The 18,926-nt window shown below is 69.3% G+C and carries 16 protein-coding genes; all 16 read right to left on the bottom strand.

All coding sequences use genetic code 11. The features are described 5' to 3' along the window. Positions 1 to 230: 230 nt before the first annotated feature. On the bottom strand, positions 231 to 713 hold the full coding sequence (locus AC07PU_RS14855; protein ID WP_057593445.1) for an Hcp family type VI secretion system effector: 483 nt from the start codon (positions 711 to 713) through the stop codon (positions 231 to 233). Positions 714 to 758: 45 nt separating this feature from the next. Then, positions 759 to 2,264: a type VI secretion system contractile sheath large subunit gene (gene tssC, locus AC07PU_RS14850; protein WP_093343894.1), complete on the bottom strand. Its 1,506-nt coding sequence runs from the start codon at positions 2,262 to 2,264 to the stop codon at positions 759 to 761. Between the two features lie 34 nt (positions 2,265 to 2,298). Continuing rightward, complete coding sequence (gene tssB, locus AC07PU_RS14845; RefSeq protein ID WP_093343892.1) at positions 2,299 to 2,865, bottom strand: type VI secretion system contractile sheath small subunit; 567 nt, start codon at positions 2,863 to 2,865, stop codon at positions 2,299 to 2,301. Between the two features lie 61 nt (positions 2,866 to 2,926). Continuing rightward, positions 2,927 to 4,018, bottom strand: a complete 1,092-nt coding sequence (gene tssA / locus AC07PU_RS14840; RefSeq protein ID WP_495318434.1) for a type VI secretion system protein TssA — start codon at positions 4,016 to 4,018, stop codon at positions 2,927 to 2,929. 180 nt (positions 4,019 to 4,198) lie between these two features. Then, positions 4,199 to 5,389, bottom strand: coding sequence for a fumarylacetoacetate hydrolase family protein (locus AC07PU_RS14835; protein ID WP_495318432.1), 1,191 nt, complete (start codon positions 5,387 to 5,389; stop codon positions 4,199 to 4,201). 205 nt (positions 5,390 to 5,594) lie between these two features. Further along, positions 5,595 to 9,350: a molybdopterin cofactor-binding domain-containing protein gene (locus tag AC07PU_RS14830; RefSeq protein WP_495318430.1), complete on the bottom strand. Its 3,756-nt coding sequence runs from the start codon at positions 9,348 to 9,350 to the stop codon at positions 5,595 to 5,597. After that, a complete protein-coding gene (locus AC07PU_RS14825; RefSeq protein ID WP_093343886.1) occupies positions 9,347 to 9,853 on the bottom strand; it encodes a (2Fe-2S)-binding protein in 507 nt (168 codons plus the stop codon). The genes AC07PU_RS14830 and AC07PU_RS14825 overlap by 4 nt, the downstream gene beginning before the upstream one ends. Next, on the bottom strand, positions 9,831 to 10,991 hold the full coding sequence (locus tag AC07PU_RS14820) for an ABC transporter substrate-binding protein (RefSeq protein ID WP_495318427.1): 1,161 nt from the start codon (positions 10,989 to 10,991) through the stop codon (positions 9,831 to 9,833). The genes AC07PU_RS14825 and AC07PU_RS14820 overlap by 23 nt, the downstream gene beginning before the upstream one ends. Before the next feature lie 79 nt (positions 10,992 to 11,070). Beyond that, on the bottom strand, positions 11,071 to 11,796 hold the full coding sequence (gene pncA, locus AC07PU_RS14815) for a bifunctional nicotinamidase/pyrazinamidase (RefSeq protein WP_057593414.1): 726 nt from the start codon (positions 11,794 to 11,796) through the stop codon (positions 11,071 to 11,073). Positions 11,797 to 11,872: 76 nt separating this feature from the next. Then, positions 11,873 to 12,616, bottom strand: coding sequence for an ABC transporter ATP-binding protein (locus tag AC07PU_RS14810; protein WP_057593415.1), 744 nt, complete (start codon positions 12,614 to 12,616; stop codon positions 11,873 to 11,875). Next, positions 12,613 to 13,377, bottom strand: coding sequence for an ABC transporter ATP-binding protein (locus AC07PU_RS14805; protein WP_495318425.1), 765 nt, complete (start codon positions 13,375 to 13,377; stop codon positions 12,613 to 12,615). Before AC07PU_RS14805 ends, AC07PU_RS14810 begins: the two co-directional genes overlap by 4 nt. Beyond that, the gene (locus AC07PU_RS14800; protein WP_203203671.1) at positions 13,374 to 15,302 is read right to left on the bottom strand and encodes an ABC transporter permease; all 1,929 of its coding nucleotides are present in this window, start codon (positions 15,300 to 15,302) and stop codon (positions 13,374 to 13,376) included. Before AC07PU_RS14800 ends, AC07PU_RS14805 begins: the two co-directional genes overlap by 4 nt. Before the next feature lie 142 nt (positions 15,303 to 15,444). Next, the gene (locus AC07PU_RS14795) at positions 15,445 to 16,650 is read right to left on the bottom strand and encodes an ABC transporter substrate-binding protein (protein ID WP_093343883.1); all 1,206 of its coding nucleotides are present in this window, start codon (positions 16,648 to 16,650) and stop codon (positions 15,445 to 15,447) included. A 73-nt stretch (positions 16,651 to 16,723) separates the two neighbouring features. Beyond that, positions 16,724 to 17,308, bottom strand: a complete 585-nt coding sequence (locus AC07PU_RS14790; RefSeq protein WP_057593419.1) for an amino acid synthesis family protein — start codon at positions 17,306 to 17,308, stop codon at positions 16,724 to 16,726. A 46-nt stretch (positions 17,309 to 17,354) separates the two neighbouring features. After that, a complete protein-coding gene (locus AC07PU_RS14785) occupies positions 17,355 to 17,999 on the bottom strand; it encodes an amino acid synthesis family protein (protein WP_057593420.1) in 645 nt (214 codons plus the stop codon). A gap of 21 nt (positions 18,000 to 18,020) precedes the next feature. After that, positions 18,021 to 18,926, bottom strand: a complete 906-nt coding sequence (locus AC07PU_RS14780) for a UPF0280 family protein (RefSeq protein WP_495318422.1) — start codon at positions 18,924 to 18,926, stop codon at positions 18,021 to 18,023.

The following is an 18,926-nucleotide window of genomic DNA, read 5'->3' as shown; positions in this document are numbered from 1 at the left end:
ATGCGCGGTCCCGGCCCTGATGAAGCCAGAGCCGCCGCCGTGGTCGGTGGTTGGATATCGCTCGTGGCCGCCGGCGCCCGCCTCGCGGGGTCGCGGCCCTGTCGCGGATGGCGGCGGGATGCGCCGCCTTCGCCGCTCGGCCTTCGGCTGGCGGCCCGAAGACCGTCAGCCGGAGACCGGCTCGCGCGCGGCGCCGAGGCACCGCCCGCAAGCCCGGCCGGGCCCGCGGATCAGGCTTCCTTGTTTTCCTTGATGTTCCAGCCGAGCTGGGTTTCGGCGCCCTTGCCGCCCTTGTCGGTCTGTTCCCAGTACTGCTGCTTGACCTTGGCGGCCTGGAACGCGTACTGCACGAACACCGCGTCGCTGCCCTGCTCGGCCGTGTACTGCACCGAGGTGACCAGCACTTCCTCGAGCGTCACGCGCGTGTATTCGATCTGTCCGCCGCCGGCCTTGCAGACCGAGACCTCGACCTTGCTCAGGTGCTTGCCGCTGGCGCAGTTCTTCATGACGGACGGGGCCGCCTTGTCGATGCGCGCGAGCACCTGCAGATCGTTGAAGCTGGCCTTGCCCACGCCACCACCACCACCGCTGACCATGTTGCCAGGCTGCGTCGCACCCCATGCGAACGACTTGATATCCGTCCAGTCCTTGTGGTTCGAGTCCTTGGATTCGCCGTTCGCGCCTTCGACGCGCATGAACATGTCTACTGCCATCATTAACCCCCGGAGTTGTGCGTGCCCCATCGAGGCACTGTTGAATTAGCTGCTGTCCTTCTTGTTGGACGGCAACTTCGAAACCAGCCGCAAAGACACCGTGAGCCCTTCGAGCTGGTAGTGCGGCCGGAGAAAAAACTTGGCGGCGTAGTAGCCGGGGTTGTCCTCGATCGGTTCCACCTGGACCTCGGCGGCCGCCAGCGGCTTCATCGCCTTGGTGTCCTGCGACGAGGTGCCGGGGCTGCCGTCGACGTAGTTCATGATCCAGTCGTTGAGCCAGCGCTCCATGTCCTCGCGCTCGCGGAACGAGCCGATCTTGTCGCGGACGATGCACTTGAGGTAGTGCGCGAAGCGGCAGCAGGCGAACAGGTACGGCAGGCGTGCCGCGAGGTTCGCGTTGGCCGAGGCATCGGCGTCGTAGTACTCGGCCGGCTGCTGCAGCGACTGCGCGCCGATGAAGGCCGCGAAGTCGGAGTTCTTGCGGTGCACCAGCGGCATGAAGCCGTTCTTCGCGAGCTCGGCCTCGCGCCGGTCGCTGATCGCGATCTCGGTCGGGCACTTCATGTCGACGCCGCCGTCGTCGGTCGGGAAGGTGTGGGTCGGCAGGTTCTCGACCGCGCCGCCCGATTCCACGCCGCGGATCGAGGTGCACCAGCCGTACTGTTTGAACGAGCGGTTGATGTTCACGCCCATCGCATAGGCCGAGTTGGCCCAGGTGTAGCGGCTGTGCGCGGCCGAATCGGTCTCTTCCTCGAACTCGAACTCGTCGACCGGGTTGGTGCGCGCGCCATAGGGCAGGCGCGCGAGGAAGCGCGGCATCGCCAGGCCGATGTAGCGCGCGTCTTCCGAGTCGCGCAGCGAGCGCCACGCGGTGTGCTCGGTGTTGTGGAAGATCTTGGTCAGGTCGCGCGGGTTCGACAGCTCCTGCCACGAGTCCATCTGCATCACGGTCGGCGAGGCGCCCGCGATGAAGGGGCAGTGCGCGGCCGCGGCGATCTTGGCCATTTCGCCGAGCATCTCGACGTCGGGCGGGCTGTGGTCGAAATGGAAGTCGCCGATCAGCGCGCCGAAGGGCTCGCCGCCGAACTGGCCGTACTCGGCCTCGTAGATCTTCTTGAACAGCGGGCTCTGGTCCCAGCCGATGCCCTTGTGGCGCTTGAGCGAGCGCGCCACTTCGCGCTTGGAGGCGCACATCACGCGGATCTTGAGCTGCTCGTCGGTCTCGGTGTTGTTCACGAGGTAGTGCAGGCCGCGCCAGGCGCCCTCGAGCTGCTGGAAGTCCTCGTGGTGCAGGATCTGGTTGATCTGCTCGGAGAGCTTGCGGTCGATCTCCGTGATGATGGCCTGCACCGTGCGATAGGCATCGTTGGAGATGGTGACGGAGCTCTCGAGCGCCTGCACCGCCAGCGTCTTGACGGCGTTCTGCACCGCCTCGCGCGCCTGGTCGGTCTTGGGCTTGAACTCGCGCTGGAGCAGGTCCGAGAACTCGTTCGGCTCGAGCGCCTCGACGGTCTGCTGCGCGCGCGCGGATTGTTTTTGCACGGTACTCATGGTGGTGGTCCTGTCGACGTGATCGGCTCGCGCCTTATTCGGAACTGCCGGCCGGCTTCTCGCTGGCCGCCGCCGCATCCAGCGCACCGGCCACGGCCGGGTTCGGGCTGGTGGCCAGCGACTTCAGCAACGCCGGGTTCTGCAGCGCCTGCGCGATGAGCTGCTCGGCGCCGTTCTTGCCGTCCATGTAGGACAGCAGGTTCGACAGTTCGGTGCGCGCATCGAGCAGCTGCTGCAGCGCGTCGACCTGGCGCGCGATGCGCGCGGGCGAGAAGTCGTCCATGCTGTCGAAGGTGATGTCGACGTTGAGCTGGCCGTCGCCGGTCAGCGTGTTGGGCACCTGGAAGGCCACGCGCGGCTTGATCGACTTCATGCGGTCGTCGAAGTTGTCGATGTCCACCGCCATGAACTCGCGCTCGGCGAGATCGGGCATTGGGTCGACCTGCTTGCCCGCGAGGTCGGCGATCACGCCCATCACGAAGGGCAGCTGGATCTTGCGTTCGCTGCCGTAGATCTCGACGTCGTACTCGATCTGCACGCGCGGCGCGCGATTGCGCGCGATGAACTTCTGACCACTGTTCCTGACACGGTTGTCTGCCATAAAGCTTCCTCTTGATTCTTCGATCGAATGCGTGCGGACCGCGTGCGCCGGCCGCCGGCGCCTACTGCGATGCGTCGGACCCCGAAGGCCGGCCCGCCAGGCTCTCCAGCTTCTGCAGTCCCTCGGGCATGAGCTCCTCGATGATCTGGAAGAAGTTGAGCGCCAGCAGCTTCTGCGCCCTGCGTATCAACAGGGGCGCGGGATGGCTGGGCTCCGCGCGCTCCAGATACCGGCACGCCTTTTCCAACAACACCTGCACATCTTCGCGGCTCGTTATTTCAATATCGTTGATACCGATCGCGCGTAGGCCGGGACCGCCACTTGCAGCGGTCTCGATCGCGCCCGGAGACGAAGCCATCGCGGCCGGATCGCTCGCCGATGGGCTCTGGCGTGCGGTCTGTGGCACCTCGACCGCGCTCTGCAATGCCTGCTCGGGCAGCAGTTGCGCCACCGTGCGCATCGATCGTTCGAGGCGCGAGAAATCGGGGGCCCAGCTCTGGCCCAGTGCACGTTCGGAGGTCTCGCGGATGCGCTGCAGCAGCGCGAGCGCCGCGCGCAGCGCGACGATCGGCGGTGCGTCGTTGTCATAGGCGCGGCGCGCGGCCTCGCGCAGGCGGCCCACGCCGCCCGGGTAGTCGATCTGGTCGGCCTTGCTCGAATCGAGCAGCGCCTCGACCTGCCGCAAGGTCATCGTCACGCCACCGTCATCGAGCAACCGCGCATCGCGCACGCTGCGCCCGATGCCTTCGCTCTCGGCCAGCGCGGCCAATGCATTCATGCGCGGCAGCGGGTCCTCGTCGCCACCATCGACCACGCGCGGATGCACGTCGTCCCAGTAGGTCTGCAGCACCACGTCGACCAGTTGCAGGCCCTCGACATAGCCCGGCAGGCCGCGGTTCTCGGTCCATGCGAGCGTGAGCGGCACCAGCACGCGCAGGTCGCGCGTGCGTTCGCACAACTGCCTGGCGATGCGCTCGACCTTGGTCCAGTCGGGCGGCTCGGCCGGAATAATGGTGTTGCCGAACTGCTGCTCGCGCTTGCCGAGCGTTGCCTGCTGCAACGCCATGAAATCGGCGTCGTATTCCAGATCCTCACCGCACGGAAGCGGGCCCTCGACGGGCTTTTGCAAAAGCTCGATCTCTGCCTGCGACACCCGATCTCCCTCGTTCAACCAATCAAAACATTAACGAATCATTAGTTATCTTGAGTGGAAGCGAGGAGCCGGTCAACTACATCAGAGGTCATCATGCCGTCTCTGAATCACAAAGAAGTACATCTTCCATTAACGTTACACAGTACGGCTTAACGGTGCATGACGGCACCATGACAGAACTCAGCGCAACAGGCCGCGCGCGCCCAGGTTGCGCATCAGCGCGCCGATGCCGAAGGTCCAGCGCGGGGCCTTGTCGGCATGCGCGACGCGATTGACGAGCGCGCCGAGTTCGGGCGCCGCGATGCGCACGATGTCGCCGACCGTGTGCGTGAAGCCCTGGCCCGGACCGTGGCGGTCTTGCGTCGGCGCGAACATCGTGCCGAGGAACAGCATCAGGCCGTCGGGGTAGTCGTGATGGATGCCGATGGCCTGCGCCACGAGGTCGAGCGGATCGCGGCTGATCTTCGCGAGCGAGCTCGAGCCCTCGAGCACGAAGCCCTCGGGCCCGCGCACCTCGAGCGCGACCGTGATGCGGCGCACCTGCGCGATGCCGAAGTGCGCATCGAACAGGCGGATGAACGGACCGATGGCGCACGAGGCGTTGTTGTCCTTCGCCTTGCCCAGCAGCAGTGCGCTGCGGCCTTCGAAGTCGCGCAGGTTGACGTCGTTGCCGAGCGCGGCGCCCAGCGTCTCGCCGCGGCTGTTGACGGCGAGCACGACCTCGGGCTCGGGGTTGTTCCACACCGAGGCCGCATGGATGCCGATGTCGGCCCCCGTGCCCACCGACGAGAGCACGGGCGCCTTGGTGAAGATCTCCGCATCGGGCCCGATGCCGACCTCGAGGTACTGCGACCACGCACCCTGCGCGATCAGCACCTCCTTGGCCTTCATCGCCTCGGGCGAGCCCGGCACGATGTCGGCGAGGTTGTCGCCGAGCACGCCGCCGAGCGCCGCGCGCGTGGCCTCGGCCTTCGATGCGTCGCCACGCGCCTGTTCCTCGATCACGCGCTCGAGCAGGCTCGCGACGAAGGTCACGCCGCTGGCCTTGACGGCCTGCAGGTCGCAAGGCGCGAGCAGCCAGGGCCGGTCTTCGTTGCGCGCGCCGCCGTCGCTGTTGGCGAGCACCTCGGCCAGCGCCGCGATGCGCGGTGCCTGGCCGCTGCGCAGCACGCGCCGCACGGCATCGGCGGGCGACTCCTGCAGCTCGAGCAGGTCGCTCATGGTGGGCGCGAGCCGCGAGAGGTCATGCAGGCCGTCGCCCTGCACGGCCACGAGCACGGGGCCCACGCCCGGTTGCCAGAGGCGGCCGACGAGGGTGGCCTGGTCGGCGTCTTGCGGGAGGCTGGTGGCGGTCTGGAGATCGAGTGGCATGGCGTTGGTTGTCTCTGGAGGTTGGAAGGAATGCGCGGGCATCGTAGCGCCGTGCGGGCGCTTACGAAATGCGGGCAGCCGAACGCAGAGGTCGCGAAGGTTGCGCAGAAGTCGCAGAAGAACAGCCAGAAAAATTGGCTTTCTCTTCTGCGACTTCTGCGCTCCTTTGGTATTCCTTCTGCGTTCGGCTGCCCGTATTCGGCTGTCAGTGCCCTGGCGCAGCGCGCACGCGCGCGACCTCGGCCTGCAGGTCGGGCCAGGCGGGCTCCTGCGGCGCGAAGCGTGCGCGCATGTAGCCCGCGAGCTCGGCGATCTGGCGGTCGTCGAGCGCGTCGCGGAAGGCGGGCATGAAGCCGATGTCGCGCGTCGCGGGATGGCGCACGCCATCGAGGATGGTGCGCAGCAGGTTGTCGGGCTTCGCGCTCGCGAGGTTGCCGTTGAGCGCGAGCGGCGTGTTCACGCCCAGCAGCGTGGGACCGTCGCCGTCGTGGTGGCAGGCGGCGCAGGCGCTGTCGAACATGCGCTGCGCGGGGCCGAGCAGTTGCCCCTGCGTGCGCGCCGCCGTGTCGACGATGCGCCGTGCCTGGGCCTGTGCGGCGGCCTCGGGCAGTGGCTCGGGATTGAACGAGGCGAGGTAGGTCGCCATCGCGCGGATGTCGGCATCGGGCACGGCGCCGAGCTCGCGCACCACCTCGGCCATCGGGCCGCCCGCGATGCCATGGCGCGGCGAATGGCCGTCGCGCAGGTAGCGGTAGAGCGAATCGGCGTCCCAGGGCATGGCGGACTTCGAACGTGCCGTAAGCGACGGCGCTTCCCAGCCATCGACCATCGCGCCCGACAGGAAGGCGCTGCCGCCCTGCTCCGCGCCGAGTGCGTTGCGCGGCGTGTGGCAGGCGCCGCAATGGCCGAGGCCGTTGACGAGATAGGCACCGCGGTTCCACTCGGCGCTCTGCGTGGCCACGGGCGCGAGCGGCGCGGGATCGTGGAAGAGCGCGTTCCATCCGGCCATCAGCGGCCGCAGGTTGAACGGGAACTTGAGTTCGGACTTCGGCGTTTCGGCGCGCACCACGGGCATCGCCATGAAGTAGGCATAGAGCGCCTGCAGGTCGTCGTCGCTGGTCTTCGCGAAGGCCGTGTAGGGGAAGGCCGGATAGAGGTGATGGCCGTCGCGCGACACGCCCTCGCGCATCGCGCGCTGGAAGGCGCTGAAGGACCAGCGGCCGAGGCCGGTCTCGGCATCGGGCGTGAGGTTGGTGGTGTAGAGCGTGCCGAAGGGCGTGTCCATCGCGCGGCCGCCGGCGTTGGGCGCGCCGCCCGGCGCGGTATGGCAGACCGCGCAGTCGCCGAGCGCCGCGAGCACGCGGCCGCGCTCGATGGTGGCTTCGCTGTAGACCGGCGCGGTGAGCGACACCGGCGCGATCGCCGAGCGCCAGCCGAGCAGGCCCGCGACGACGCCGATGCCGCCGACCACGAGCGCGGCGCCCGTGGCCCACAGGCTCTTGCGCGTCGGCCATGGCGCATCGGCCTTGCTCCTTCCCCCTCTGGGGGAAGGCCGGGATGGGGGCACGCCGGCATCGCCATCGCCCGGCGGCTTGCCGTCGCCCTCTCCGGGCGGCGGCGGCAACAGCCCCCGATTCAACTCCGCCAGCACCGTCTCCGGCGTGAACGGCGGCGCCCTGAAGCGCACGCCCGTCGCATCGAAGATCGCATTCGCGATCGCCGCCGTGCCCGGCACCGACGAGGACTCGCCCGCGCCCAGCGAAGGCTCGCCAGGACGCGGCATGTGCATCACCTCGATCACCGGCACTTCGCGGAAGTTGATGATCGGGTAGCTGCCCCACTCGCGGCTCGCGACCACGCCCGAGGGCAGCACGCCGGGCAGGCGTTCGCCCCCCTCGGCCGGCCCGGACTGCGGCGCGAACTGCACCTGCTCCTTGAGCGCGCGGCTCGTGGTCTGGATCACGTTGCCGTGCACCTGGTGCTCGACGCCCGCGGGATTGACCAGCAGGCCCGCGTCGTGCCCCACCACCACGCGGCGCACGTGCACCTCGCCGGTCCGGCGGTTGACCTCGACGTCGGCCACCCAGGCGGCCCAGGCGGCGCCGAAGCCGGGCCACTTGCTGTGCACGTAGCGCGCATAGGCGAAGCCCTGGCCGAACAGGATGTCGCCGCCGGCACCGAGCCCGCCATCGGCGTTCTCCTGCGGGCCGGTGCGCAGCCGCCAGCCGGCCTTTTGTGCCGTGGCCTGCACCAGCTCGATCGCGCGCGGATCGTCGAGGTGGCGCAGCCGGAACTGCACCGGGTCGACGCCGGCCGCGGTCGCGAGCTCGTCGATGTACGACTCGTGCGCGAACGAGCTCGGCAGCGCCGACACGCCGCGCAGCCACGAGGCGCGCACGATCGGCGCCATGTCGTTGACCTTCACGCGCAGGTTGTCGTAGCCGTAGGGCGGGCGCGCGGTGCGGTCGCCCATCTCGTAGGCCTGCGCCACCGGCTCGATGGCGCGCGTGAGCAGCAGCGCGAGCGTGGGCGCGCCGTTCGACGGATAGGAAGTCTGGAAGTCGTAGGCCGCGACGCTGCCATCGGCCGCGAGGCCGCCGTCGATCTCCATCAGTTGCGCGGCGCCCTTGGGCTCCCACGCATGCTCCTGCTCGCGCGTGAGCTGCACGCGCACCGGCGCGCCCACCGCGCGCGCGAGCAGCGCGGCATCGGCGGCCACGTCGTCGGCGCCGTTGCGGCCATAGCAGCCCGCGGCCTCCATGCGCACCACGTCGACCTGCAGGTCCTGCACGCCGAGCAGCTTCGCGAGATCGGCGCGCAGAACGTGAGGGTTCTGCGTGCCGGCCCAGCAGCGCAGTTGGATGCCGCTGCCACCGTCGTCCGCGGGCTGCCATTCGGCCAGCGCGCACGAGGGTCCGATCGAGGCATGCATCTGGTAGGGCCAGACATAGGTGCGCGGCATCGGATGCGCGGCGCGCGCGATCGCGCCGTCGACGTCGCCCTCGTCGACCAGCAGGCGCTGCGTCGAGGGGTTGTCGCGCAGCGCCTGTGCGAGGTCGTCGAGGCCGGGCATGCCGGGCCAGGGCTTCCAGCGCACGCGCAGTTCGCGCAGCGCCTGCTCGGCGTGCTCCTCGCGCTCGGCCACGATGCCGACGAAGTCGCGGATCACCACCACCGCGCGGATGCCGGGGATGTGGGCGATCGACGATTCGTCGACCGACTCGAGCGTGTTGCCGATGAAGTCGCCATGGTCGGCGCCCGCGTAGGGCGGGCGCACCACGCGGCCGTGCAGCATGCCGGGCACGCGCATGTCGTGCACGAAGACCAGTTCGCCCGCGAGCTTGGCCGGGATGTCGACGCGCGCCTGCCGCGTGCCGACCACGCGGTAGTCGGCCGGGTCCTTGATGGCGGCCTTCGCATCGAGCCTGAGCACGGTGCGCTGGCCCGCCACCAGTTCGGCATAGCTCAGGTGCCGCTCGGGCGCCTCGGCCACACGCACGATGCCGTTGCGCGCCTGCAATGCCTCGACGGCCACGCCCAATTTCTCGGCCGCGCTCGCAAGCAGCCAGGCGCGCGCCTGCGCGGCCGCGAGGCGCAGCGGCTGCGCATGGATCTGGATCGAGGCGCTCGCGATGGTCGCGCCCTGGTTGGGCGCGCGCGCGGTGTCGCCGAGCATCACGCGCACGCAGGGCATGCCGAGCTCGAGCTCCTCGGCCACGATCTGGCCCAGCGCGGTCTGGATGCCGGTGCCGAGGTCGACGTGGCCGTTGAGCGCCGAGGCGCTGCCGTCGTCCCACACCGCGAGCAGCACCTCGTCGCCCTCGGCCGGGTTGCCCGCGATGAAGGCCGGCTGGCCCTGGGCCGGCGGCGGAGCCGGCGGGGTCTCGCGCACCACCAGCAGCACGCCTTCGGCGGCGAGGAACTCCGCGCGCGTGCGCGGCAGATCGGCGCGCCGCGTCATGGCTGTGCCGCCCGCAGCTGGCGGGCCGCGCGCTGCGCCGCGTCGAGGATCTCGATGTGCGTGCCGCAACGGCACAGGTTGCCCGAGAGCTCGCTGCGGATGCGCGCCTCGCTGGCGCCCGGCTCGCGCGCCAGCAATGCCGCCACCTGCATCACCATGCCGTTGAGGCAGTAGCCGCACTGCGCGGCCTGCGCCTGCTCGAAGGCGGCCTGCACCGGGTGCCAGTCGCCGCGCGTGCCCAGGCCCTCGAGCGTGGTGATGGCGCGGCCCGCCACGCCGTGCGCGGGGATCACGCAGGCGCGGGCGGCCATGCCGTCGACATGCACCGTGCAGGCGCCGCACTGGCCGAGGCCGCAGCCGTACTTGGGACCGTTGAGCCCGAGGTCGTTGCGCAGCACCTGCAGCAGCGAGGCCTCGCGCGGCACGGCGAGCGCGCGCGCGTGGCCGTTGACCCTCAGTTGCAGCGGCTCGGCACGGCCCTCAGCGCCGCAGCTGGCCGTCACGGGTGTACATCTCCAGGTCCACGAAGTTCGAGCCGTTGTGGTTCTTCGGCCCGTACTCGATCGGGAAGTCGCCGAAGCGCGTGCTGCCGATGCTCTCGAGGCCCGCGACGAAGCTCTCGCGCGTGAGCGCCTTGCCGCCGCGGCGCAGGCCCTCGGCCATCACGCGCGCGACGATGTAGCCCTCGAGCGCGGTGTAGCTGTCGATCTTCTCGCCGAACTCGGCGCGGTCGCGCTGGTAGTCGGCCACGATGGGCACGCGCACGGCCTGCGGCGGCGGCACGATGCTGGCCGTGACCAGGCCCGCGAGCTTGCCCTCGAGCCGCTGCGCCGAGCCGGCCGCGTCGGTGATGCCGACCGACAGCGTGTACAGCGGCGCGCCGCCCGCGCTCGCGCGGTAGTCGCGCATGAAGACCTCGACCTGGCGCCCGGCCATGATCATCACGACCGCGCCCGGTTTGGCCTCGGCGAGGCCCGCGACCACGGGCTTCGCATCCTCGGCGGCGATCGCCAGCGGGAAGGTCTTGACCACCTTCACCTTGTAGTCGGCCGCGAGCTCCTCGCAGGTCGCGAGGTTCGACTTGCCGAAGGCGCTGTCCTGGTGCACCACCGCGATCGACTGGATGCCGATGGTCGACAGGTGGCTGATGATCTTGCGCAGCTCGAGGTCGTAGCCCGCGCGCACGTGGAACAGCAGCCGGTTGGTCTTGGTGCGGAACGAGGTGGTGCCCACCAGCGGCGCGAACATCGGCACGCCCGCCTTCTCGGCCAGCGGCATCGCGGCCGCGAGGTTGCCGGTGGCGACGTAGCCGGTGAGCGCGAACACCTTGTCCTCGTCGATCAGCTTCGCGGTGTTGAGCGCGGTCTTCGCGGGTTCGTAGACGTCGTCGTAGCTCACCAGCTCGAGCCGGCGCCCGTTGATGCCGCCGCCCTTGTTGACGCGGTCGAAGTGCAGCTTGATGCCCGCGCGGTAGTCGATGCCGAAGTCCTTGGCCGGACCGCTGAACACGGCCGACTGGCCGATGCGGATGGCGCCGTCGCTCACGCCGTTCTCGGCGCGCGCGGCGGCCAGCAGGCCGAGGCCGAGCGCGAGGGCTGCGCCGCCGGCCACCAGGGAGCGCCTGGAGAGGGAAATCGTCATGGGGTCGTCTTGTCTCGGAGTTGTGTTGTGCCGATGCGCGGCGGGGGCCCGCGCATCGCCGGGCTTCCCTGTCGTCTTCTCAGGCGCCCTGGATGTCGGCCGACTGGATGCGCTTCACGCCCTTGGCGCTCATCTGCTTCCAGGCCGCGGCCAGCGAGCCGTTGAGGTCGATGGCGCGCGTGGCGTCCTCGATCACGTAGGCATCGAAGCCGGCCTTGCGCGCATCGAGCGCGGTCCAGGCGACGCAGAAGTCGGTCGCCAGGCCGGTCACGAACACGGTCTTGATGCCGCGCGCCTTGAGGTAGCCGGCCAGGCCGGTCGAGGTCTTGCGGTCGGCCTCCTCGAAGGCCGAGTAGCTGTCGACGTCGGCGTGGAAGCCCTTGCGGATGATCAGCTGCGCGGTCGGCAGCTTGAGGTCCTTGTGCAGCGCCGCGTCGTCCGTGCCCTGCACGCAGTGGTCGGGCCACAGCACCTGGTTGCCGTAGTTCAGCTTGATGCTGCTGAAGGGCTTCTGGCCCGCGTGCGCGCTCGCGAACGAGGCATGGCCCTGGGTGTGCCAGTCCTGCGTGACCACGATGTTCTGGAACGAGGCCGCCAGCTGGTTGATGACCGGCACCACGTCGGCACCGCCTTTCACCGGCAGCGTGCCGCCGTCGATGAAGCAGTTCTGCACGTCGACCACGATCAGCACGGCCTTGTCGCCGGGCTTGATCTTCGCGCCGGCGGCGAAGAGCGCGCCCGAGGCGCCGAGCAGGCCGAGGGCGGCCGTGGATTGGAGGAAGCGTCTGCGGTGCGTGTCGTTCATGGTCTGTGCTCCGTGCTTGCGTTGATGGAAACGAAACCCTGCAAGGAATGCGCCCGAAGGCGCATCGACTGACTGACTAGACGCTCAGGTACGCGCGCCGCACTTCCTCGTTGGCCGCGAGCTCGGCCATGGTGGCGTGGTAGCGGATCTGGCCCTTCTCGAGCACGTAGGCACGGTCGGAGACCAGCTCCGCGAAGTGCATGTTCTGCTCCGACAGCAGGATGCTCACGCCCTGCGCCTTGAGCTCGAGGATCATGTTCGCCATCTGCTCGACGATGACCGGCGCCACGCCCTCCGAAGGTTCGTCGAGCAGCACCAGGTAGGGGTTGCCCATCAGCGTGCGCGCCACGGTCAGCATCTGCTGCTCGCCGCCGCTCATGCGACCGCCGGGGCGGTGGGGCATCTCGCCGAGGTTGGGGAACAGCTTGAACAGCCGCTCGGGCGTCCACAGCGGCGCCTCGCTGCCGTCGGCCCAGCGGCGCGCGGCCTGCTTGCCGACCTCGAGGTTCTCCATCACCGTGAGGTCGGTGAACACGCGCCGGTCCTCGGGCACGAAGCCCAGGCCCAGGCGCGCCGCGTGGTGCGGCTCGCTCTTCGAGATGTCGTGGCCCAGGAAGCGCACCGCGCCGCGGCGCTTGCCGAGCATGCCGATCAGCGCCTTGAGGGTGGTCGACTTGCCGGCGCCGTTGCGGCCCATGAGCGCGACCACCTCGCCGCGCCGCACCTCGAGGTCGACGTCGTAGAGGATCTGGGCGGCGCCGTACCAGGCGCACAGGGCCTTGGCCTGGAGCAGGGGTTCGGAGGCGTTCGTCGTGTTCATGCCGCTGCTTTCTCGAAGGTCTTGCCGCTGCCGAAGTACACCTCCTGCACCTTGGGGTGGTCGCGGATCTCGAGCGGCTTGCCCTGCGCGATGAGGCGGCCGCGCGCCAGCACGATCATGCGGTCGGCATAGGCGAACACCACGTCCATGCTGTGCTCGGTGAACAGCACGGCCATGCCGCGGTCGATGACCAGCTGCTTGGTGAGCGCCATCAGCGAGTTGCGTTCCTTCGGCGCCATGCCGGCCGTGGGCTCGTCCATCAGCAGCAGCTTGGGGCTGTTGGCCATCGCGATCGCGAGCTCGACGCGCTTGACGTCGCCGTAGGCCAGCACGCTGCAGGGCCGGTCGGCCTGCGACTTCATGCCGACCTGGTCGAGCAGCGCCAGCGCCTCGTCGCGCTGGTGCTCGGCGGCGCGGCGCCACATCGAGAACAGCTTGCGGTCGTGCGAGAGCAGCGCCATCTGCACGTTCTCGACCACCGTGAGCGAGGCGAAGGTCTCGGCGATCTGGAAGGTGCGGCCCACGCCCATGCGCCAGATCTCGCGCGGCTTGCGGCCCACGAGTTCCTGGCTGTCGAGCGTGATCGAGCCCTGGTCGGCCTTGAGCTGGCCGTTGACCATGTTGAAAGTGGTGGACTTGCCGGCGCCGTTGGGGCCGATCAGCGCCAGCAGTTCGCCCGGGGGCAGCTCGAAGCTGATGCCGTCGACGGCCTTCACGCCGCCGAAGGACTTGCCGAGGTTGTTGACCTTGAGCAGGCTCATGCCTTCACCTCCTCGAGCTTGGCATCGGCGGCTTTCTCTTCCTTGGGCGCGCGCAGGCGCTCCACGAGCTGCTTGATCGATCCCGCGATGCCCTGCGGGAACAGCAGCACCAGGATCAGGATGATGGCGCCGAGCATCGCGCGCCAGTAGTCGGTGTTGCGCGCCACGGTGTCGTGCAGCCAGGTGAAGGTGACGGCGCCGACCACCGGGCCCGCGAGCGTCTGGATGCCGCCGAGCAGCACCATCACGAGGCCGTCGACCGACTTGCCGACCGACAGCGTCTCGGGCGAGATGCTGCCCTTGGAGAACGCGAACAGCGCGCCGGCCAGGCCCGCCACCGCGCCCGCGATGACGAAGGCGGCCCACTGCATGCGCTTGACGTCGATGCCGATGGCGTCGGCGCGCAACACCGAGTCGCGGCCCGCGCGCAGGGTGTAGCCGAAGGGCGAATACAGCACGCGGCGCAGCCACCAGACGCCGGCCGACACCAGCACCAGCGTGAGCCAGTAGTAGGCGCGCTTGTCCGACAGCCAGGCCGAGGGCCAGACGCCCGTGAGGCCGTTGCTGCCGCCCGTGAAGCTGTCCCACTGGTAGGTGATGGCCCAGGTGATCTGCGCGAAGGCCAGGGTGAGCATCGCGAGGTACACGCCCGACAGCCGCACCGCGAACCAGCCGTAGACGAAGGCGCCGAGCGCGGCCACCAGCGGCGCGACCACCAGCGTGAGCTCCATCGGCAGGCCCAGCGAGCGCGCGAGCAGCGCGGCGCCGTAGGCCCCGAGGCCGAAGTAGGCGGCATGGCCGAACGAATGCATGCCGGCCGGGCCCATGATGAAGTGCAGGCTGGTGGCGAACAGGGCCGCGATCAGCAGGTCGATCATCAGCACCAGGGTGTAGGGCGAACCGGCCGTCAGCACCGGCAGCGCGGCGAGCACCAGCGCGAGCACCGCGGCACCGGCCAGGTAGAGGTTGCCGGGACGGCGCAGCGGTTCCTCCTGCATGCCGACGTAGCGGCTCGGCGCCTGCGCGCGGCCGAACAGGCCCCACGGGCGCCACACCAGCACGGCCGCCATCACGAGGAAGTCGACCATCAGCGTGAGCTTGGAGAAGGACACGTCGATGCCGAAGATCTGCACCACGCCGAGCCAGATGCACACGGCCTTGATCTCGGCGATCAGCAGCGCGGCCACGTAGGCGCCGGGCAGCGAGCCCATGCCGCCGACCACCACCACCACGAAGGCGGCGCCGATGGTGTTGAGGTCCATCTCGAGCGTGGCGGGCTCGCGCGGCAGCTGCAGCGCGCCGCCCAGGCCCGCGAGCAGCGCGCCGAGCGCGAACACCGCGGTGAACAGCCAGGCCTGGTTGACGCCCAGCGCGCTGACCATCTCGCGGTCCTGCGTGGCGGCGCGCACCAGCGTGCCGAAGCGCGTGCGCGTGAGCAGCAGCCAGACCAGGCCCAGCACCACCGGGCCGACCACGATCAGGAACAGGTCGTACGAGGGGAACTGGCGCCCGAGGATCTCGACCGAGCCCTTGAGGCCGGGCGCGCGCGGGCCCAGCAGCTCGTCGGGGCCCCAGAGCCACAGCACCGCGTCCTTGATGACGAGCACCAGCGCGAAAGTGGCGAGCAGCTGGAACAGCTCGGGCGCCTTGTAGATGCGGCGCAGCAGCAGCACCTCGATCAGCGCGCCGAGCACGCCGACCGCGACCGCCGCGATCAGCAGCGCGGGCCAGAAGCCCAGGCTCGCGCCGAGCTTGTCGACCAGCGTGTACGCGAGGTAGATGCCGACCATGAAGAAGGATCCATGGGCGAAATTGACGATGCGCGTCACGCCGAAGATCAACGAGAGGCCGGCCGCCACGAAGAACAGCGACGAGGCGCCGGCCAACCCGTTGAGCAACTGAACAACGAAGCCTGAAAAGCTCATTCAAGGATCCCGAGGAACTGGAAACTCCCGCCCCCGCCAGGCGCCCGAGGCGCATGGCTGAAGCGGTGGTGGTGCCACCTGCTGCCCATGCCGTGCACGCGCGGACCGTTGGGGCAATGCCCGCGGTCCGCGCGCAGCGGCATCAGTCGGCGGGGCGCATCTTCTTGACTTCGTCGTCGCTCGGCTGGAACTTGGCGCCGTCGAGGTAGACGTAGTCCACCATCACGCCCTTGCCGCCGTCGTTCTTGGTCTTGCCCACGTAGGCGCCCATGGTCGACTGGTTGTCCTGCGCGCGGTAGCTGATCTTGCCGAAGGGGCTGTCGAGCTGCAGGCCCTTGAAGGCCGCGACCAGCTTCTCGGTGTCGGTGCTGCCGGCCTTCTGGATGCCGGCCGCGATCGAGTGGATGGCGCTGTAGCCGACCACCGAGCCCAGGCGCGGGTAGTCCTTGAACTTGGCCTGGTAAGCATCGAGGAAGGCCTTGTGCTCGGGCGTCTTGATGCCGCTCCACGGATAACCGGTCACGATCCAGCCGTTGGGCGCCTCGTCCTTCAGTGGATCGAGGTACTCGGGTTCGCCGGTCAGCACGCTGACCACTTCACGGTCCTTGAACAGGCCGCGGGTGTTGCCCTCGCGCACGAACTTCGAGAGGTCGGCGCCGAACAGCACGTTGAAGATCGCGTCGGGCTTGGCATCGGCGAGCGCCTGCACCACGCTGCCCGAATCGACCTTGCCCAGCGGCGGCGCCTGCTCGGCGACGAACTCCACGTCGGGCTGCGCGGCCTTCAGCAGGGTCTTGAAGGTCGCGACCGAGGACTGGCCGTACTCGTAGTTGGGGTAGACGATGGCCCAGCGCTTCTTCTTGAGCTTGGCGGCCTCGGGTACCAGCATCGCGACCTGCATGTAGGTCGAGGGACGCAGGCGGTAGGTGTAGCGGTTGCCGTTGCTCCAGACGATCTTGTCGGTCAGCGGCTCGGCGGCCAGATAGAAGAACTTCTTCTGCTTCGCGAAGTCGGTCAGCGCCAGGCCGGTGTTCGAGAGGAAGGCGCCCGCGAGCACGTCGACCTTCTCGCGCGAGATCAGCTCCTCGGCCACGCGCACGGCGTCGCCGGGGTTGGCGTTGTCGTCGCGGCTGATCAGTTCGATCTTCCGGCCGTTGACCCCGCCCTTGGCGTTGATCTCGTCGACCGCGAGTTCCATGCCCTTCTTGTAGGGCTCGAGGAAGGCCGGCTGCGCCTTGTAGCTGTTGATCTCGCCGATCTTGATCACGCCCTGGGCGTGCGCGGGAACGAGGGCGCAGGTCAGGGTCAGGACGGAAGCCGCGCTGAAAACATGGCGCAAGGGGATCATCGGGAAGCTCCTGGTGGGGTTCGAGAAAAACGGGAAAGGAACGAGGAAATCGGTGGAAAGGTGGAGTGTCGCCTCAGCGCAGGCCGTCTTCGCCCTTGATCTCGCCGGCCTGCAGGCCGCCGATGCGCGGCAGTGGGCGGCCACTGTCGGTGACCGCCACGGCCACCACGATCTCGCCGGCGCGCGGGGCGTCGGAGACGCGGGCCTCGATGGCGTCGAAATGGCTGCGCACGAAGGCCGCGTCCTTGTGGCCCAGCGGCACGTCGATGGCGGTGCCGAGGGTGCCGAGCTTCTTGGCCGAGGGCACGAGCGCCGCGCCCTTCTCGACCGCCACGCGCAGCGGCGCGCCGAGCTTGGGATGCAGGATCGCGGCCGCGTGTTCGAGCTCGCCGCCTTCGCCGACGATCGCGGCCTTGCCGTAGCTCTGCGCCTGGCCGGGCTCGATGCCCAGCGCCTTCACGGCCTTCTGGCCCAGCAGCGCGCCGAGTTCCTCGCCGATCGCGATCAGCTCGTCGAGGTTCTCGCTGTAGCGGCCCGCGTAGGGGTTGGCGATCACGGCGATGGCGACGGCGCGGCGCGTGGGCGGCGCGATGTCGCGGCCCATTTCCTTGCGGGTTTCGTCGACCTGGACGACGAGCTTGCGGATGTTGGCGGTCATGTCTGGATTTCCTTTGGCTTCTCTTCTTGTCTCTTCGTACACGGGCTCAGCGCAGGCCGTCCCACTTGGCGATGTTCTCTGCCAGCAGGCCGCCGACGCGCGCATGCACGCGGTAGCCGGTGCTCATCGCGAGGATGAACACGATCTCGTCGGCCGCGGGCGCGCCAGGCACGCGCACTTCGATCGCATCGAACTGGCCGCGCACGTAGCTGGCGTTGATGTTGGTCAGCGGCACGTCGAGCGTGGTGCCGGGCGCGCCGACCTTCTTGGTCGAGGGCACGATCGACAGCGCATTGCCGGGCTGGCCGGTCTTCTTCTCGTCGACGGTGCCCTTGGCATAGGCGACGCGGTCGCCCTTCCAGCCGAGCAGCTCGCGCATCGCATAGCCGCCGGGCACGTGCCACAGCGCGCCATGCTCGAGCTCGCCCGCGGCACCGACGATGGCGCCCTTGCCGTAGGTGGCGAGCTGCTCGAGCGGCACGTCCATCGCGGCGTGCAGCTTGTGCGCCATCTCGAGGCCCACCGGATCGAGCAGGCTCATCATCGGCAGGATGTCGGGCTCGTAGCGGCCCGCGAAGGGATTGGTCAGCACGGCGGCGATGGCACCACGCACCAGCGGCGTCTGGGCACGCGGCCCGAACTCGTGGTGGATGTGCTCGACCTGGGTGAAGACTCGGCGGATATCGATCATGAAAAAGAACCTTGCTTTTCGTTAAGCAATTACTGAACCAACTGCGCGCGGGAGTCTGGCTCCAAGCGGCTTCGAGCATAAGGGCTCGACCAGCCGCCACTGCCCCTGGCAAACGAGCAGAGCGGCCCATGCGAGCCCGCCTTTTTGCAGGACGCGGGCGCACACCGCGCCCGTATCGAGTGCGCTGCGCACCTGCGCGGGGGGCAGTGGCGGCACATCGACGGTGACCAGCGTGTCGCCGAGGTCGCTGTTGTCCTTGCGCTCGCTCGCGGGCACGCGGCGGATCGCCTCGTTGTCGACGTCGACCGCATTGGCGATCACGGTCGCGGCCGCATCGGCCTGCGCCGCGGTGGCCGCCAGCACCGTCACGCTGTCGGCGATGCCGAGCGAGAAGCTGCGCCCGCGCCAGCCGCTGGTGGCGACGCCGCGCACCGGCTGGTCGGCGCGCAGTTCGAACTGGCCGTCGGTGTCGACGAGGCCGTTGGCATCGCGCCAGTCGAAGCGCGCGAGGTCCGCGTAGACGCCCACGCGCGCGGTCTGGCCCGGCGCCAGATGCACGGCGATGTCGCCGCCGTTGTTGACCCAGGCGCGCTCGATGCCGGGGCGCTGGTAGAAGGCGATCAGCTCCTGCGCCACCGCGCCCGCGACCGCGGCCATCGGCGTGATGAAGGTCGGCGCGAACGCCGCGCAGGCATCCCACATGCGGCGCGCCACCACGCCGCGCGGGCGCATCTTGTCGGTGACCGGCAGCCGCAGCAGCGGCAGTTCGTGCACCAGTTCGTCGAGCACGTGCGCGAAGCGCGCCCAGGCCGCATCGTGCGCGGCCGCCACCGCGTAGCGGTCGCCGTGCGCCTCGGCCACGATGTCGATCGGGCCGTGGTTGAAGTGCCAGCGGTGCTCGTCGAGCGCCGTGCGTTGGGCGGACAT

The sequence above is a fragment of the Variovorax sp. GW821-FHT10D07 genome, assembly GCF_059415325.1.
The sequence above is the reverse complement of the archived record's forward strand: the minus strand, read 5'-3'. Positions and strand labels throughout refer to the sequence as shown.

Coding starts and splice junctions, on each gene's coding strand:
- AC07PU_RS14855 (WP_057593445.1), bottom strand. CDS start 713: ATGGCAGTAGACATGTTCATGCGCGTCGAAGGCGCGAACGGCGAATCC.
- tssC (WP_093343894.1), bottom strand. CDS start 2,264: ATGAGTACCGTGCAAAAACAATCCGCGCGCGCGCAGCAGACCGTCGAG.
- tssB (WP_093343892.1), bottom strand. CDS start 2,865: ATGGCAGACAACCGTGTCAGGAACAGTGGTCAGAAGTTCATCGCGCGC.
- AC07PU_RS14835 (WP_495318432.1), bottom strand. CDS start 5,389: ATGCCACTCGATCTCCAGACCGCCACCAGCCTCCCGCAAGACGCCGAC.
- AC07PU_RS14830 (WP_495318430.1), bottom strand. CDS start 9,350: ATGACGCGGCGCGCCGATCTGCCGCGCACGCGCGCGGAGTTCCTCGCC.
- AC07PU_RS14820 (WP_495318427.1), bottom strand. CDS start 10,991: ATGACGATTTCCCTCTCCAGGCGCTCCCTGGTGGCCGGCGGCGCAGCC.
- pncA (WP_057593414.1), bottom strand. CDS start 11,796: ATGAACGACACGCACCGCAGACGCTTCCTCCAATCCACGGCCGCCCTC.
- AC07PU_RS14810 (WP_057593415.1), bottom strand. CDS start 12,616: ATGAACACGACGAACGCCTCCGAACCCCTGCTCCAGGCCAAGGCCCTG.
- AC07PU_RS14805 (WP_495318425.1), bottom strand. CDS start 13,377: ATGAGCCTGCTCAAGGTCAACAACCTCGGCAAGTCCTTCGGCGGCGTG.
- AC07PU_RS14800 (WP_203203671.1), bottom strand. CDS start 15,302: ATGAGCTTTTCAGGCTTCGTTGTTCAGTTGCTCAACGGGTTGGCCGGC.
- AC07PU_RS14795 (WP_093343883.1), bottom strand. CDS start 16,650: ATGATCCCCTTGCGCCATGTTTTCAGCGCGGCTTCCGTCCTGACCCTG.
- AC07PU_RS14790 (WP_057593419.1), bottom strand. CDS start 17,308: ATGACCGCCAACATCCGCAAGCTCGTCGTCCAGGTCGACGAAACCCGC.
- AC07PU_RS14785 (WP_057593420.1), bottom strand. CDS start 17,999: ATGATCGATATCCGCCGAGTCTTCACCCAGGTCGAGCACATCCACCAC.
- AC07PU_RS14780 (WP_495318422.1), bottom strand. CDS start 18,926: ATGTCCGCCCAACGCACGGCGCTCGACGAGCACCGCTGGCACTTCAAC.